General features: G+C 39.0%; 16 protein-coding genes. 13 read left to right on the top strand and 3 right to left on the bottom strand.

Annotated elements, in window-relative coordinates:
- Positions 1–424: 424 nt before the first annotated feature.
- From tsaE to LI241_RS14515, 9 genes are all read left to right on the top strand, one after another.
- Positions 425–871 carry a tRNA (adenosine(37)-N6)-threonylcarbamoyltransferase complex ATPase subunit type 1 TsaE gene (gene tsaE / locus LI241_RS14555; RefSeq protein WP_008689873.1) on the top strand — a complete coding sequence of 149 codons (447 nt, stop codon included), beginning with the start codon at positions 425–427 and terminating at the stop codon, positions 869–871.
- Positions 868–1470, top strand: coding sequence for a tRNA (adenosine(37)-N6)-threonylcarbamoyltransferase complex dimerization subunit type 1 TsaB (gene tsaB, locus LI241_RS14550; protein WP_008689871.1), 603 nt, complete (start codon positions 868–870; stop codon positions 1468–1470). The genes tsaE and tsaB overlap by 4 nt, the downstream gene beginning before the upstream one ends.
- A gap of 1 nt (position 1471) precedes the next feature.
- Positions 1472–1921, top strand: a complete 450-nt coding sequence (rimI, locus tag LI241_RS14545; protein WP_017144563.1) for a ribosomal protein S18-alanine N-acetyltransferase — start codon at positions 1472–1474, stop codon at positions 1919–1921.
- Positions 1918–2931: a tRNA (adenosine(37)-N6)-threonylcarbamoyltransferase complex transferase subunit TsaD gene (gene tsaD / locus LI241_RS14540; protein ID WP_008689867.1), complete on the top strand. Its 1014-nt coding sequence runs from the start codon at positions 1918–1920 to the stop codon at positions 2929–2931. Before rimI ends, tsaD begins: the two co-directional genes overlap by 4 nt.
- Positions 2932–3269: 338 nt before the next feature.
- Positions 3270–3758: an NUDIX hydrolase gene (locus LI241_RS14535; RefSeq protein WP_008689864.1), complete on the top strand. Its 489-nt coding sequence runs from the start codon at positions 3270–3272 to the stop codon at positions 3756–3758.
- A 161-nt stretch (positions 3759–3919) separates the two neighbouring features.
- Entirely contained in the window at positions 3920–4441 is a 522-nt protein-coding gene (locus LI241_RS14530) for an NUDIX domain-containing protein (protein WP_008689862.1), read from the top strand.
- Positions 4442–4583: 142 nt separating this feature from the next.
- A complete protein-coding gene (locus LI241_RS14525; protein WP_008689858.1) occupies positions 4584–5213 on the top strand; it encodes a redox-sensing transcriptional repressor Rex in 630 nt (209 codons plus the stop codon).
- A gap of 265 nt (positions 5214–5478) precedes the next feature.
- A complete protein-coding gene (gene asnS / locus LI241_RS14520) occupies positions 5479–6864 on the top strand; it encodes an asparagine--tRNA ligase (RefSeq protein WP_008689848.1) in 1386 nt (461 codons plus the stop codon).
- An 80-nt stretch (positions 6865–6944) separates the two neighbouring features.
- Complete coding sequence (locus tag LI241_RS14515; RefSeq protein WP_008689845.1) at positions 6945–7532, top strand: GNAT family N-acetyltransferase; 588 nt, start codon at positions 6945–6947, stop codon at positions 7530–7532.
- Between the two features lie 283 nt (positions 7533–7815).
- Here the strand turns inward: LI241_RS14515 and LI241_RS14510 are convergent, their stop codons facing one another.
- Complete coding sequence (locus tag LI241_RS14510; protein ID WP_008689843.1) at positions 7816–8187, bottom strand: hypothetical protein; 372 nt, start codon at positions 8185–8187, stop codon at positions 7816–7818.
- Between the two features lie 97 nt (positions 8188–8284).
- A complete protein-coding gene (locus LI241_RS14505) occupies positions 8285–10204 on the bottom strand; it encodes a BglG family transcription antiterminator (protein WP_227151395.1) in 1920 nt (639 codons plus the stop codon).
- A 327-nt stretch (positions 10205–10531) separates the two neighbouring features.
- On the opposite strand from LI241_RS14505, the gene LI241_RS14500 reads away from it, so the two are divergent.
- The 4 genes from LI241_RS14500 (at position 10532) to LI241_RS14485 (ending at position 14105) form a co-directional block, all read left to right on the top strand.
- Positions 10532–10858, top strand: coding sequence for a PTS sugar transporter subunit IIB (locus tag LI241_RS14500; protein WP_008689839.1), 327 nt, complete (start codon positions 10532–10534; stop codon positions 10856–10858).
- Positions 10859–11035: 177 nt separating this feature from the next.
- Entirely contained in the window at positions 11036–12325 is a 1290-nt protein-coding gene (locus LI241_RS14495) for a PTS sugar transporter subunit IIC (RefSeq protein ID WP_227151393.1), read from the top strand.
- 15 nt (positions 12326–12340) lie between these two features.
- A complete protein-coding gene (locus LI241_RS14490) occupies positions 12341–12670 on the top strand; it encodes a PTS lactose/cellobiose transporter subunit IIA (RefSeq protein WP_227151391.1) in 330 nt (109 codons plus the stop codon).
- 1 nt (position 12671) lies between these two features.
- Positions 12672–14105 (top strand): glycoside hydrolase family 1 protein, encoded by a 1434-nt coding sequence (locus tag LI241_RS14485; protein WP_008689836.1) that lies wholly within the window; start codon positions 12672–12674, stop codon positions 14103–14105.
- Between the two features lie 176 nt (positions 14106–14281).
- On the opposite strand, the gene LI241_RS14480 is transcribed toward LI241_RS14485, so the two are convergent.
- A partial coding sequence (locus tag LI241_RS14480) for a transposase (RefSeq protein WP_226897164.1) occupies positions 14282–15121 on the bottom strand: 840 nt, incomplete at its 5' end.

The following is a 15121-nucleotide window of genomic DNA, read 5'->3' as shown; positions in this document are numbered from 1 at the left end:
TAGGAAGACCTGTTCTGAGAAGGACAGGTTTTTTTCTATATAGAGATAGAAAGCCAAACACATTCCTTATGGACAGGCTTCATAGCAAATAGAGTGATTTCTAATAGTTATCTAGTAGTTGCCTAGTACTTACATAGTAGTTTATAAGTAGAAATTGCGTTTTCCGTGCTTTTAAGTTGTTTATTTTCCATAGGGTTCATACACCCTTTTTATTTCCACCCATCTTTTCCGTGTACCACCTGCATCAACAATATAGCTGTATTTGTTTATGATTTTGGAGAAGGAAACTTGAAAGTTGCGGGACTTTTCTATTCTTGTGGCAAAATTCTATAGCTAAGCAGAAAAGATATGCTATAATGATACGGTTGAGAAACCTACAGTATCTATAGAGGATAACTGTAATAAAATAGATGGAGGTAGTAGTATGATAGAAATTACCGTGCATTCATTAGCGGAAACAGCACAGCTTGGTGAAAAAATCGGGCATTTGCTGCATCCTGGTTCATTATTAACATTGAGTGGCGATTTAGGCGCCGGTAAGACAACTTTGACAAAGTCTATTGGTAAGGCGTTGGGTGTGAAGAAGGTCATTAATTCGCCAACGTTTACCATTTTGAAAACATATTATGGAAAAATGCCTTTGTATCATATTGATGCATATCGTTTAGAGGGCATCTCACAGGATCTGGGCTTTGAGGAAATTTTTGAGGATGATGGCGTTTGTGTAGTGGAATGGCCACATTATATTGAGGAACAATTGCCGAAAGAACGTTTGCGTATCGAAATACGTCGCATTGATGAGGAAGTTCGTTTGTTCATCATTGAGGGTATTGGCAAAGCATATGAAGAGATAGAGAGGGCATTAGCATGAAAACATTATGTATGGACAGTGCGCATAAGCATTTGATCTTTGTGTTACTGGAAGATGGTAACGTGGTGGCAAGTCTTGCACAGGAGTGTTGGAAACGACAGAGTGAAACATTATTTCCTGCGCTTATTGCGTTAATGGAGGAAGCGCATTGGAAAGCGGATGATATTGATGAAGTTGTGATAACGGATGGTCCGGGCAGCTATACCGGTGTGCGAATTGCGATGACGGTGGCTAAGGTTTTATGTACTAGAAAACATATTCCTTTATATTGCATCAGTACGTTGCAGCTGTATGCAGGTATGCATCCACATACGTTTGTAATGCTGGATGCGCGCAGTTCACGTGCGTATACGGCGTTATTGGATGAAGGAAAGTTCCTTTTGGATGAGGGTATCATGACGCTGGATGAGGTGAAAGCGTATCTGAAGGACAAGGATGTTCGTGTAGTTGGGGAAACGGAATTGATTGATCTTGCTCACGAAGATGTGGATTTTGTGGAAAATTTCCAGGCATTGCGTCCGTTAGCGCGTCGCATTGACAATGTACATACCTTAACTCCGCGATATTTAAAAGAAAATGATGCGTATTTGGTGAAGTAGTATGCTGCGTAAAATGCAAGTGGAGGATATTGAAGCGGTTGCGGCATTGGATAGTGAATGCTTTCCCTTGCCTTGGCAAGAGGAACAATATCGATATGAATTACATGAGAATCCGTTTGCTCATGTTTATGTGTTAGAAGTAGACGATAGGATCATTGGCTATATTGATTTCTGGATTACGTTTGAAACATGTCAGTTGGCGAAGATTGCTGTTGCACCGGCTTATCGTGGACAGCAGTATGCGCATTTGCTGATGGATGTCATGATTGCAACAGCAAATCAAGAGCAGTGTGAAACTATCTCATTAGAAGTACGCGTTTCAAATGAAGCTGCTCATAAATTGTATGAGCACTATGATTTTATCAAAGTGAATGTCCGTAAAGCTTATTATCAGGATAATGGTGAGGATGCGGATTTTCTGATAAAGGCGTTAGGAGGAAATTGTATATGAAAGACACGTATATATTGGCTATTGAATCAAGTTGTGATGAAACAGCGGTTGCCATCATTAAGAATGCGAAGGAAATCGTGGCAAATGTGGTGGCGACGCAGATTGATGTTCATAAGGATTTTGGCGGTGTGATTCCGGAGGTTGCCAGTCGTATTCATGTGGAAAATATTTCAATGGTTATTGAAGAGGCTTTGAAGAAAGCTAACATGGATGTAGCGGATATGGATGCTATCGCGGTTACACAGGGACCGGGATTGGTTGGTTCTTTGCATGTTGGTGTTCAGGCGGCGAAAACTTTGGCTTGGGCATATGATAAGCCATTAGTTCCCGTACATCATATTGCCGGCCACATTTATGCGAATCAGTTAATTACCGAGCTTGCATTTCCTTTACTTGCTTTAGTTGTATCAGGTGGACATACGGAACTTGTTTATATGAAGGATGAATGGAGCTTTGAAATTTTAGGCACAACGCAAGATGATGCAATTGGTGAAGCCGGTGATAAGGTTGGACGTGTATTAGGCTTACCTTATCCAGGTGGTGTCTATGTGGATAAGATAGCAAAGGATGGCAAAGCTATTTATACATTGGCGAAGCCTAAAACAGAGAATGAATTGGATTTTTCTTTCAGCGGTTTAAAGAGCAGTGTCTTGCAGTTTATTGATCGCTGTAAGCGGAAAAATGAAACATTCCTGCCTGAGGATTTGGCTGCTTCTTATCAGGAAACGGCTTTTGAGGCGTTATTGGAAAGAGCACGGAAAGCTTTGGAGCTGTATCACCCTAAACAAATGTTGTTGGCAGGTGGAGTTGCGGCGAATTCTTGTTTGCGTAAGAAGATCAGTGAGGATATGGCTAAGGCGTATCCAGAGGTTACCTTTATCATACCGCCGTTGTCTTGTTGTACGGATAATGCAGCAATGATCGGTGTTGCAGGTACCATCGCTTATCAGCATGGAGAGCGTGGAGATTTTGCTTTGACTGCAGATCCTGGCATGGAATTGGAAAGATAGGACGCATAGAAGGAAAAGTCTTGAGGAAACGTTTATAAACCGAATATTGGATATACCCCCTGAACTGTGGACAAATCAGTAAAGGGGGTTTTTGTATGGGAAAATCTCTAGTCGCATGGATATTATTTTATGAATTTATCTTGTAATAGTATTTACTAGTTGAACATTCTTTCATATAAAGTAATATAATATATAAGGTATCACATTCTTTTTCAATATATGTGTTTCATATCCATTGTTTTAGAGCAAGCAATGGCATAATGAATAGTATTTTGGATAGACTAGATGAGTTTTTTGATGCTATGGATATTTAACATAGCTAAAAAGGAGATGAGCTTATGGATAATTGTTATGATAGTGAAAAGGGAACCTTTCGGTTACGAGCAGGTGCGATTTTGGTTCGTGATGGCAAAGTGCTGATGATGAAAGGTAGATTAGCGGAAGGTGGTAAAGAAGTTATGTATTCACTGGGAGGTGCCATCATGTTTCAGGAAACTGCAGAAGAGGCAATCATCAGGGAAACAAAGGAAGAAATAGGCTTATCTATTCGTGTTAAACGACTGGTATGCATCCATGAGAATTTTTTTGATGTAGAAGATCTTGGCAATAATCATGAGGTATCCTTTTATTATCTGGTAGAACCTGTGCATGAAGAGGATTTAAAAAAGCCATTTCTTAAAACACCTTTAGAGGAGGCGGTTTGGATACCGATCGATGACTATCAAAGCTATGATGCCTATCCGGCTTTCTTTAAGGATACCTTGAAACAGTTGGATGATGAGCGGATACAAACCATCGTGACAAGGCTTGCGAAAGAATGTGAATGATGAAAAAGGAGAATGTACCGGGTAAGCATTTGTAAAGCACTTGATCAATGATTTAAAGAATAAAAAGATATAATTAAAAACATGAAAAGCACGTGATGAGCAAGCGCATAATCAATCACGCAGCCAATAAAGCAATCACAGAAGGTTAGGAGGAAAGAATCATGGAATACTGGGATATCTATACACAAGATGGCATTTGTACTGGACGCAGGGTAAAGCGTGGAGATGCGATGGCAATAGGAGATTACCATTTGGTCATTCATCTGTTGATTCTTGGTAAAGATGGTCGTCTGTTGTTACAAAAACGTTCAGATCAAAAAGAAAGCTTTCCCGGCTATTGGGATTTTGGCATAGGCGGAAGTGCTGTTAGTGGAGAAAATGCCCGGCAATGTGCACAGCGCGAGTTGCAGGAAGAATTAGGCATTTATATGGATTTTCAACAACGTAAGCCGGTTTTGCGCAGCTATGGACAACATTCCTTAGTAGATTTCTTTACCATTGATTATGCCGGAGGATTAGCAGATCTGACATTGCAAAAGGAGGAGGTCAGTGGTGTTTGTTGGGCAGATTTAGAAACTGTGCATCTGATGTGCAAACAGGGAATCTTCATCCCATATCAGCCACATTTGCTTGCTTTATTGTTAGACATGCATAAGCAGCAAGGCTTGCATTGTTCATCATAATATATCGGAAAGCTAAGTTTTCTTGCTTCTTTTTATTAGCACTATGAGATACGTATGACAGTACGTACAAGCCGTAAAAGTTCAAAATGACAAATTCTTCACAATTAAAAAAATTTGTGGTATACTAACAGAGGTGATGAACATGACAGAGAAAAATGTGCCAAAGGCTACGTTGCAGCGCTATCCGGTGTATCTGAAAGCACTGCGGAAACTGAAAAGCTCAGGAGTGGAAAGGATCATGTCCAAAGAGCTTGCCAGTGTTGTGAATATTGAACCAACGACGATTCGCCGAGATTTTTCCTTTTTGGGAAATCTGGGGAAACAAGGGTATGGTTATGATGTCAATAAACTGATTGAAATATTCAACCAGCAGCTTGGCATGGATTTCGATGAGAAGATCATTTTGGTGGGGGCAGGTAATATGGGCCGCGCTTTGATGAAGTATAATAAATGGGATTATGTTGTAGGTGAGATTGCCTGTGCATTTGATATTAATCCTGATCGCCAGGGTGTGCGTTTCGGTATTCCGGTATATGATATCAGTGAGCTGGAACAACGCATTCCGGATGGCTGCCGTATCGCCATCTTAGCCATCAGTGAAAATATTCAGCAGACGGTAGATCGTTTAATTGCCTGTGGCATCACAGGTTTGGTCGATTTTACCCATGTGCATATACAAATTCCAAAAGGGGTTGTATTAAAGAGCGTAGATGTGGTATCATCTATACAGGAACTTGTTTTTGAAACAAACAGTTTAAATGTAGAACGTTGAAACAGGACGATGCCTGCTAACGATGCATAGCGAATCCGGGATGGTGGAAGCCGGAGGCATACGAGCAAGCGGAGAACACCTGTGGAGTTGAATCGGAGAATAGAGTAGACGATTCCGCGAAAGGATGGCGTTAAGATCCGATAAGCAAGATGTCTGTCAGCAGAGGTATTTCTGACAGGAATCAGGATGGCACCGCGTAACTAACTTACGTTCCTGAAAGGGAACGTTTTTTTTGTTCCCTTAATGAATAAAAGGAGGAAATGAAATGTTTGAATTTATGACCATTCGCGAACTATATGAAATCGTATTAAGCGCATCTCATGTAGAACTAGACAGCTTGGAATATGTACAGCTGCAAGGTTGGATACGTACAAATCGCTGCAGCGGTAAATTAGGCTTTATCGAATTAAATGATGGTACGTATTTCCGCAATGCACAATTAGTTTATATGCAGGAATTGAAAAACTTCGCGGAAGTAGAGAAATATCCTACCGGCGCAGCTATTACCGTAACCGGGAAATTAAAATTAACACCAGATGGTAAACAGCCATTTGAAATTGTAGTAACAGAGGCTGTTTTGGAAGGTGATTGTGATCGTGATTATCCATTGCAGAAGAAACGTCACAGCTTTGAGTATATGCGTGAGATACCACACTTGCGTCCTCGTGCGAATTCCTTCTATGCCATTTTCCGTCTGCGTTCTGTATTGTCCATGGCCATCCATGAGTTCTTCCAGAACCAGGGCTTTGTCTATGTACATACGCCAGTCATTACCGGCAATGATGCAGAAGGTGCGGGAGAAACCTTTACAGTTACCACACGTGAAGATCAAAAGTATGAAGAAGATTTCTTTGGGAAACACGCTTCTTTAACGGTATCCGGACAATTGCATGTAGAATCCTTTGCGATGGCTTTTCGAGATGTGTATACCTTTGGACCAACTTTCCGTGCCGAAAACTCAAATACGACACGTCATGCCAGTGAATTCTGGATGATTGAACCGGAAATTGCCTTTGCGGACTTAGAGGATGATATGGATCTTATTGAAGATATGGTGAAATATTGTATTGATTATGTCTTGGAAAATGCACCGGAAGAAATGAAATTCTTTAACAGCATGATTGATAAGGAATGCATTGAACGTATCACCAAGGTACGTAACAGTGAATTTAAGCGTATGACTTATACGGAGGCGATTGAGCTTTTAAAGAAAGCCGATGTGAAGTTTGAAAATAACAAAATCGAATGGGGCATGGATCTGCAGAGTGAGCATGAACGCTACTTATGTGAGAAAGTAGTCAATGGCCCGGTCTTCTTGATTGATTATCCAAAGGATATCAAAGCCTTCTATATGCGTGTCAATGAAGATAATAAGACGGTTGCGGCATGTGATTTGTTAGTGCCAGGCGTTGGCGAATTGGTTGGCGGAAGTCAGCGTGAAGAGCGTTATGATGTGCTAGAAGCGCGTATGAAAGAAATGGGTATGGAAACTGACAGCTTACAATGGTATATGGACTTGCGTCGTTATGGCGGTTGTAAACATGCCGGCTTTGGCTTAGGCTTTGACCGTATGCTGATGTATTTAACAGGCATGCAGAATATTCGTGATGTTGAGCCATTCCCACGTACACCAAGAAATTTGATTTTCTAATCGTAGAATAGACTTTCACAGGGTATGTGAAGGTCTTCTTTTACAATAGATGATACAAAGGGGTAAGAAAGGAACAGAATATGATACGTTTAGCAACAAAACAGGATGCCGCAAGCATATTAGCAATTTATGCTGAATATGTATTGCATGATAGTGCAACTTTTGAATATGAAGTGCCTTCCCTTACGGAATTTGAACAACGTATGGAAGTGATACAACAGGTATATCCATATCTGGTCTATGAAGAGGAAGGAAATATTTTAGGCTATGCTTATGCGCATCGTTATAAGGAGCGTGCGGCTTATCAATGGGATGTGGAATTAAGCGTATATGTCAATAAGGATGTTCATGGAAAAGGTATTGGCAGTATGCTGTATAAAGTATTATTTATTTTATTAAAGAAACAGCAGGTACATCATGCATATGCCTGTATCACTTCTCCCAATCCGAAAAGTGAGCGTATGCATGAGCGGTTAGGATTTCAATTAGTGGCTAGATTTCCTCATACCGGCTATAAATTTGACAAGTGGTTGGATGTTGTTTGGATGGATAAAGAATTACTTTCACCAGGTGTACCTCAACCAATCGTGCCATTGGCATCCTTCATTGAACAATTGCCAAAGAATCTAAGCGAACTTTTAAACAAAGACAATGAGCCTATAAAATAAATCATAAAAAGAGCAGCTTGCATGGAATGATTTCTAATGTGACCTCCAAAAGTTAGACTTAAAATCTAACGAATGAAGGTTGCATCCTTCCTGTAGCTGCTTTTTATCTGTTTGGGGTTTTGTGCCTTTCCTTTTTAAAAGGTGATTCTTTCATGGGGTTTCCAATATGTTAGCCCAATTTGTCAAAAGTTATTCTTTCATGAGTTTTTTAATAGGTTAGTCCAGCTTTTTAAAGGTATCCTTTCTTCGCGTTACCAATACGTTTATCCAATTTCTTTAAAAATTATTCTTTGATAGGCTTTCCGATATGCTTGTCCAATCGCCATTGCGGCGCACTGCCATCATCTGCCCAATATTCATCCAAAGAAATAATTTTATCCTGTTGTAGCTTCAGAAAGGAAACAACATGATAGGAAGCAGTTTGATCTTTTGGATAAACAAGTGTAACACTAATGATCAAATCATCAAGTAACTCTACTCTTTCTACGACCCCATCCCAATCTCCCGGATATTCGCAATTCGCAATAATATATTCATCAAGCGTAAATAGTTCATTGGTACAATGCCAACAAATCCTCGCATCCTGATGAAAATAGTTTCTGATTTCCTGCTCATCCTGTTTTAGGACGGCTTTCCAAAATTCATAGATGTTCATAAGATAACTCCTTTATCAATTATATAGATATAGTATGACATCAGAAAAGCGATAACACAAGGGTAACAAACGATTGTTAGAATAGCAACTGCTTTTTCTATTCACTGACCTCATTCATATAAGCAGTTAACTTGCGAATGAATGTTTGATAATCTTGACAGTTGATGAGATCTTTTAAAAAAGCCGGTTCACTAAGAATCTCAATCAACTGATCAAAGATCTGGGCAAATATTTGTCTGCTGTCATCATGTACGCCTAGTAAGGTGACAATATGCACCTCATGCACTCCCCATTGCATACCATCTGGACAAAGGACGACACTTATAAAGCTTTTTTTAGCGTTATCACCAAGTGAATGAGGAACGGCAGCGTCCTCAAAGGCGGTGCTTGACATATGCTCACGAGCAAAGACATCCTGTGTAAAGGAAGCTTCGGCATAATCCAGTGCAATCGCATCGTTACAAAGCTTTTGAATGAGCTGGGTACGATCTAAGTGAACATCCGTATAAAATAAGCGAGGATCAAATAAATCAAATAGAAAATCTTTCAGCTTCTGTTTGTTTTTTTCGGATAACATCTTAGAAATGGTAGTTTCCAATAAGGCCATATCTTTATTTGTAAGAAATGCATGAATTAACACATATGGCTGAGGAAATCTTGCCTCTACTGTTGAAATAATCAAATCTGCATGCAGCATGTTGGGCTGATAGGAAGGCATAGAAACGGCATATTTTATCGTTATCTTATCTTCAAAATGACGGCTGATCTTCTCTAAGGTATGTTGATGAATGCTGTAATAATCGGCATATAAAAAGAGAATCGTTAACTTGTTTTTTGATTGCACATTGTTTTCAAAGTAACTGCCGATGTGAAAAGAAATAAAGGTAATTTCATCCTCATTCAACACTACATCATAATTTTCTTTAAACTGTTGGGCAATATAAACGGCAATATCATAAATCAAGGGATACGTTGCCTTGATCTTAGCGGTCAATGGATTTTTGGCATAATAGTTATGTGCAACACGATTAAACAGATTCTTAACATGGATGGTGAATTTCGCAATAAATTCTTCATCAAAGGCATCCAGTAAATAGCGCTCTTCAACATTGTGAATCACGGCATGGGCGATATCAATATATTTCTGTTCAATAAAAGATGAAATATTAGAGCCATTAATAAAAGAATAATCAATCATCGTTGTATTGTTCGAGATAATAAGCGTCAAATTATAAACTTCAGCATCATTCATATGGATTTGATAGTTTTTCTCAATATACTGTTTTATTTCCTGTGCCACAAGATATTGTTGTGAATCAAGAAACGGTGTGAAATCGACTTGATCATTTAACTCACAGGCATTACGGATACGATCAATCATGACAATAAGATGCAATGCCGTATTATTTAGTGTATAATCATTCGCAAATACATTATTGCGTGAAAAAATATCGGCAAGATTTTTACGGAAATCCCAAAAATGATAATGATAAGTCAATAAACGCACTTCATCTTTTAAGACAAAATTATCATACGTATCACTGGAAATTAAGCGGCTCATTAATCGCCGTTTATCTTTTTCACTGCCTTCTAAATATAACAAATCATGATCTCTGCGTATGGTTACATTACAGCTAGAAACAATCTTACGGATACTGCGAATATCATTTTCAATCGTAGACTCACTTACAAATAATTCATCCGCTAGATCAAATAGATCAATACCATCTTGTGAAGAAATAAGTTTTTGAATGATCAGATTTTGCCGTGTTTGCGGGGTTTCCACATTTTGACTTCCTTTTTCCCGATAAGCTAAATATTGCTGAGCACTGTTTAATCGATACCCTTTATTTGATGATATTACTAAAGGACTTGTTTCATTCTCATTTAGTGAACTGACATATTTACGTATCTGACGTGTGGAAACATGAAGCAGTGAAGATAGCTCACCGGCAGCTACCCAATGTTCATAATGGTGCCAGAGATAGTCTAACAAGATTGAGATATTATCCTTCATATGTCTATTCACTCTCCTATGCAAGGCCCCCAGATACTCTTCATCATTATATATGTACACGATAAGTATAAAGTATAAGTAATCTTTGCTCAAATTAAAAAAGTTCCTACTGCACGGAACTTTTCTGATTTGTCTTGTTATACTGTGTTCGCTATACTGAGGGTGTGATAAGGAAAGGAGGACAGTTATGTGATTGGCAAATATGAAAAAGAGATATATCGTCGCTGAATATGACTTCAGACAAGTACGGGAATACTTTGATACATCTCTCTTATATCATAACACCAATCCAGATAAAAATCATTCATAATTATAAAGGAGAAGATCATGAAGAACATTTTATTAGTTTGTGGCACCGGTGCGAGCAGCGGTTTCATGGCCAAAAACATTCGCCAGGCAGCGAAAGCTCGCAATATTGAAATTGGCGTAAAAGCTAGAAGTGACTCTGTTGTAGAGGATTATATTGAAGATATTGATCTATTGTTGGTAGGACCACATCTTAGCTACATGCTGCATGATTTAGAGGATATTGCAGATCCATTTGGTGTTCCTGTTCAGATTATCCCCAAAGATGCATATGGGGAATTGGATGGCGATGCCGTTCTTGATTTTGCTTTACCTTTTCTAAAAGATGAGAAAACGCATGAACGTTAATGGTAGAATGCTTGCTTAATAAACGATGGTATCGTAGGAATGTTTATGAGCAGATACGTTAGAAATAATTCCCTGATGAACTATATACATTGGATAAGATTGCCATAGCATGTTAAATTAAGCAAGCGGTTATTTTGTAAAAGGTGATTAAGAAATAGAATCACGAGGAGAAAACATATGAAAAAATTCATGGATTGGATGACAGATAAATTCGCACCGAGAATGAATAAGCTCGCAAGAAATCCGTGGATTGCCTCTGTCCAGGAGGCTATCCTGACTGCGATGCCTATGATTTTTATTGGTTCATTTACGACCGTATTGACCGCTTTTGGCGGCTTGATTGAAGGATTTCCGGATTTTAGCCCACTTTCTACTTTTTCCCTGGGCTTATTATCCTTATACTTAGCATATTTAGTACCATATCTGCTGATGGAAAAGAAACGCCATAATAAAACGAAAAAAGAAGCAGGATTGGCTGGTATCGGATTCTTTTTGATGTTAGTATCTCCAACCTTTGATGAGGCAGGAAATATTTTGTTTCAAAGTTCTACTTTAGGAAATGGCGGTATGATTGCAGCATTGATTGCCGGCTTGTTTGTCGGTTTTGTGATGAATGCTTTTTCTACTCATTCCTTCTTTAAGGAAGACAGCGCTATTCCAGATTTTATCACCGTATGGTTTGATACATTAATTCCGATACTGATGATTTTATTTGTTGGCTGGCTCTTTACTTTCCAGCTCCATATCAGTATCTTTGATTGCATTTATACATTATTCTCACCAATCTTAAAAGCCGGTGACAGTTTCCTTGGTTTTGTAGTCTTATACTTTGTTGGATATACCTTCTTATACACGTTTGGTATTTCTACCTGGGTCATTTATCCGATTGAGTCGGCATTGATCCTGCAAGGAATTGCGGCGAATCAGGCAGCGGTAGCAGCCGGAAATGCTGCCAGTGTTATCAATGCGGATGGAGTATCTTATTATTTTACGCTTGGTGGAGGCGGCTGTACCTTGGCTTTAGGTCTTATGATGTTGTTTATGGCAAAATCGAAAAAGTGTAAGGTCATCGGAAAAGCCAGTCTGGTACCAAACTTATGTAACATCAATGAACCATTGGTATTTGGTGCACCAATCGCCTTTAACCCGATTCTGATGGTACCGATGTGGATCATTGGTTTACTAGCACCGGCCTTGACCTGGTTTGCCTTATATTTTGATTTATTGCCTAAAGTAACGACTTTATTCTCCTTCTGGTATTTGACTGGACCTATTTGTTCCTATGCTGTAGGAGGTATGGTTGGATTGATCTTTACCTTATTTATTTTCGTCTTATCCTGGATCATCTATTATCCATTCTTTAAGGTATACGATAAGCAATGTGTACAGAAAGAAGCAGAGGATGAAGCACAAAAAGCAAAATTAGCAGCACGTAAAAACGCAAGACAGGAAACAAACAATGCATAAGAAGGAAGGTTTATTATGGATAAAACAACGATTGAACAATTAAATAGTGCTGCGATGCAGATCATTCTGCATGCCGGTGATTGTTGGAATTTGCTCAATGAAGCAATCAATGATCTGTTAGATGATAAAAGTGAAGAAGAAGTAAAAGACAAGATCACGCAGGCAAAGAAAGAAATCACGAAAGCACATGTTATTCAAACGGATATGATACAAAGCTCAATCAATGAAGAAGAGCTGCAGACAACCTTATTATTCACCCATGCACAGGATACGCTGATGACTATCAACAGTGAAGTAAATCTGGTACAAAGCATGATTCGTCTGTATCGTAAGTTGGAGAAATAAGATGAAACGTAAAATTACAGGATTTCCGAAAGACTTTTTATGGGGTGGTGCCATTGCGGCCAATCAAGCAGAAGGCGCTTGGAACATTGATGGGAAAGGACCCTCTATGGCGGATATTGAAATCCTTCCAGAGCAGTATGATCGCCATAAGGTAGTCGGATTTGCTCATACTGCCAAACAGATAGAAGAAGCATTAGCGGATACCAAAGGCTATTATCCACGCCGGCATGGCATTGACTTTTATCATACGTATAAAGAAGATCTGGCATTGATGAAAGAAATGGGGTTTACCTGTTTTCGAACATCCTTTAACTGGACACGCATCTTTCCACACGGAGATGAAGAACAGCCAAATGAAGAAGGTTTAAAGTTTTATGATGATTTGCTGGATGAGATGCTGAAAAATGGTATAGAACCAATCATGACGGTTTCACATTATGAAATGCCTATTCATCTGATTACCAAGTATAAGGGTTGGTATGCCCCTGAAATGATTGATTTCTTTGTGAAATATTGTAACGTGCTATTTGAACGCTATCATAATAAAGTACGTTATTGGATCCTATTGAACCAGATCAACTCTTTACAGGGCTGGGGAGAGTTTGCCAGTTTGGGAATGGTGCAGGATGGTTATGAAGATTGGGAAAGTGCCAAATATCAGGCAACGCACCATCAGTTTGTGGCATGTGCTAAAGCCACACAACTTGCCCACGCCCTTGATCCTTCCTTGCAGATTGGAATGATGTTGGGGGATGATGCCTTATATCCGGCAAGCTGTAAACCAGAGGATGTCTTTGCCAACACCCAGCAGATGCAGATGAGTTTATACTTTTATTCCGATGTCTTATTACGCGGAGAATATCCGGGTTATGCGTTGCGCTATTTTTACGATCATGATATCCATGTGATGATCAAAGAAGAGGAAGAACAGCTGTTAAAAGAGAATACCGCAGATTTTCTATCATTTTCGTATTACTTTACCCGCATCACCAAGGCCAAAGATCCTACCCATCCTAAAGAGAACCCCTACTTAGAAAAATCTATCTGGGGCTGGGCAGTGGATCCATTAGGATTTCGCAACTCATTAAATTTGTATTGGGATCGTTATCAAATACCAATTTTTATCGCTGAAAATGGACTGGGTGCATTAGATGAGGTCGTTGATGGAAAGGTTCATGATCCTTATCGTATCGCCTATTTACAGGCACATATTGCGGCGATGAAAGAAGCCATTAAGGATGGCGTACAGGTGTTTGGCTATGCATCTTGGGGACCTATTGACATCATCAGTTGTTCGCAAGGGGAAATGAGTAAACGCTATGGATACATTTATGTCGATTTGGATGATCGTGGACATGGCAGTGGGAAACGACTGCGTAAAGATTCTTTCTATTGGTATCAACATGTCATAATGACAAATGGAGAAGATTTGTAAAGAAAGGGACGCATACAATCGTCCCTTTGCTTCAACATGAACATAGTATGAACAATATGTGACAAGGAGCTAGCTATTAAGAAGTCAAGCCTTTTTGAAAAAGATTAAAAAAGCATGACAAAAACAAGTGCTGGTAAGAGCACAAAAATTGATCTTTGAAAATTAGATAAAATTGACTAGTAAAGAAGGGTTGGGTCGAATGATTCTCCAGTAAGTTCTAAATGATAAATCATACGTAATAGTTTCTTAACGACATGTGATTGTGCTACGCGGTAATTCTTTCCTTCATGAAGTTTCTTATAAAAGAATTCACGAAAAGTTATGTTATGAATAACTAAATAAGGAACTGCATTAAAAAGGACATAACGTAATTCAGAGGAGCCATGCTTTACCATTCTGCCATTATGAAAAGATGTTCCAGATTGGTAAATGGCAGGCTCTACTCCACAAAAAGCGCAAAGCTGTTTAGGATTACTAAATTTTGAGAAGTCACCAAATTCACCGAGGATAGTCGCAGCACTAAGCGTACTGATTCCCGGAATAGTATCAATAGGAGAATGCAGTTCTTCCATGATAGCTAAAATTTCCTTCTCAATGCTTTCTATTTGCCGTTCAAGAGTATTTACGATTTGAAGTGCAGAGGAAAGAATAAGGTCATTGTAGTTAAAATGATGCCCAATCGTATGCTTTGCTAAATCACGAAGTTCTTCAAAACTAGAAGTTGGAATACGACGAGATTTATTATGTAATAGAACACAGTCTTGATAAGTTAAACGTTTCATACGATCCACTGTTTTATATTTGTTTAAAAGAAATAAAGCAGTATCACTAAGCTTGTTATGAAAGAAAGCTTTAAATTCAGGGAATTCCACATCAAGAATATTCGTGATGATAACGTATTGGTCGCTACGAGAACGAATTAGCTTATTTCTTGCACGAGATAGTTGCTTTAGAGCCTCTATGTGGTATGATGAATACAGATAGGTTCTAGAAGCACCTGTGGATAGATATAAAGC

Origin of the sequence: Longicatena sp. 210702-DFI.1.196, from assembly GCF_020563125.1 — a bacterium.
GTDB lineage: Bacteria > Bacillota_I > Bacilli_A > Erysipelotrichales > Erysipelotrichaceae > Longicatena > Longicatena caecimuris.
The sequence above is the reverse complement of the archived record's forward strand: the minus strand, read 5'-3'. Positions and strand labels throughout refer to the sequence as shown.

Bases quoted from the DNA above. Each gene is read 5' to 3' on its own strand.
- tsaE (WP_008689873.1), top strand. From the start codon at position 425: ATGATAGAAATTACCGTGCATTCATTAGCGGAAACAGCACAGCTTGGT.
- tsaB (WP_008689871.1), top strand. From the start codon at position 868: ATGAAAACATTATGTATGGACAGTGCGCATAAGCATTTGATCTTTGTG.
- rimI (WP_017144563.1), top strand. From the start codon at position 1,472: ATGCTGCGTAAAATGCAAGTGGAGGATATTGAAGCGGTTGCGGCATTG.
- tsaD (WP_008689867.1), top strand. From the start codon at position 1,918: ATGAAAGACACGTATATATTGGCTATTGAATCAAGTTGTGATGAAACA.
- LI241_RS14535 (WP_008689864.1), top strand. From the start codon at position 3,270: ATGGATAATTGTTATGATAGTGAAAAGGGAACCTTTCGGTTACGAGCA.
- LI241_RS14530 (WP_008689862.1), top strand. From the start codon at position 3,920: ATGGAATACTGGGATATCTATACACAAGATGGCATTTGTACTGGACGC.
- LI241_RS14525 (WP_008689858.1), top strand. From the start codon at position 4,584: ATGACAGAGAAAAATGTGCCAAAGGCTACGTTGCAGCGCTATCCGGTG.
- asnS (WP_008689848.1), top strand. From the start codon at position 5,479: ATGTTTGAATTTATGACCATTCGCGAACTATATGAAATCGTATTAAGC.
- LI241_RS14515 (WP_008689845.1), top strand. From the start codon at position 6,945: ATGATACGTTTAGCAACAAAACAGGATGCCGCAAGCATATTAGCAATT.
- LI241_RS14510 (WP_008689843.1), bottom strand. From the start codon at position 8,187: ATGAACATCTATGAATTTTGGAAAGCCGTCCTAAAACAGGATGAGCAG.
- LI241_RS14505 (WP_227151395.1), bottom strand. From the start codon at position 10,204: ATGAAGGATAATATCTCAATCTTGTTAGACTATCTCTGGCACCATTAT.
- LI241_RS14500 (WP_008689839.1), top strand. From the start codon at position 10,532: ATGAAGAACATTTTATTAGTTTGTGGCACCGGTGCGAGCAGCGGTTTC.
- LI241_RS14495 (WP_227151393.1), top strand. From the start codon at position 11,036: ATGAAAAAATTCATGGATTGGATGACAGATAAATTCGCACCGAGAATG.
- LI241_RS14490 (WP_227151391.1), top strand. From the start codon at position 12,341: ATGGATAAAACAACGATTGAACAATTAAATAGTGCTGCGATGCAGATC.
- LI241_RS14485 (WP_008689836.1), top strand. From the start codon at position 12,672: ATGAAACGTAAAATTACAGGATTTCCGAAAGACTTTTTATGGGGTGGT.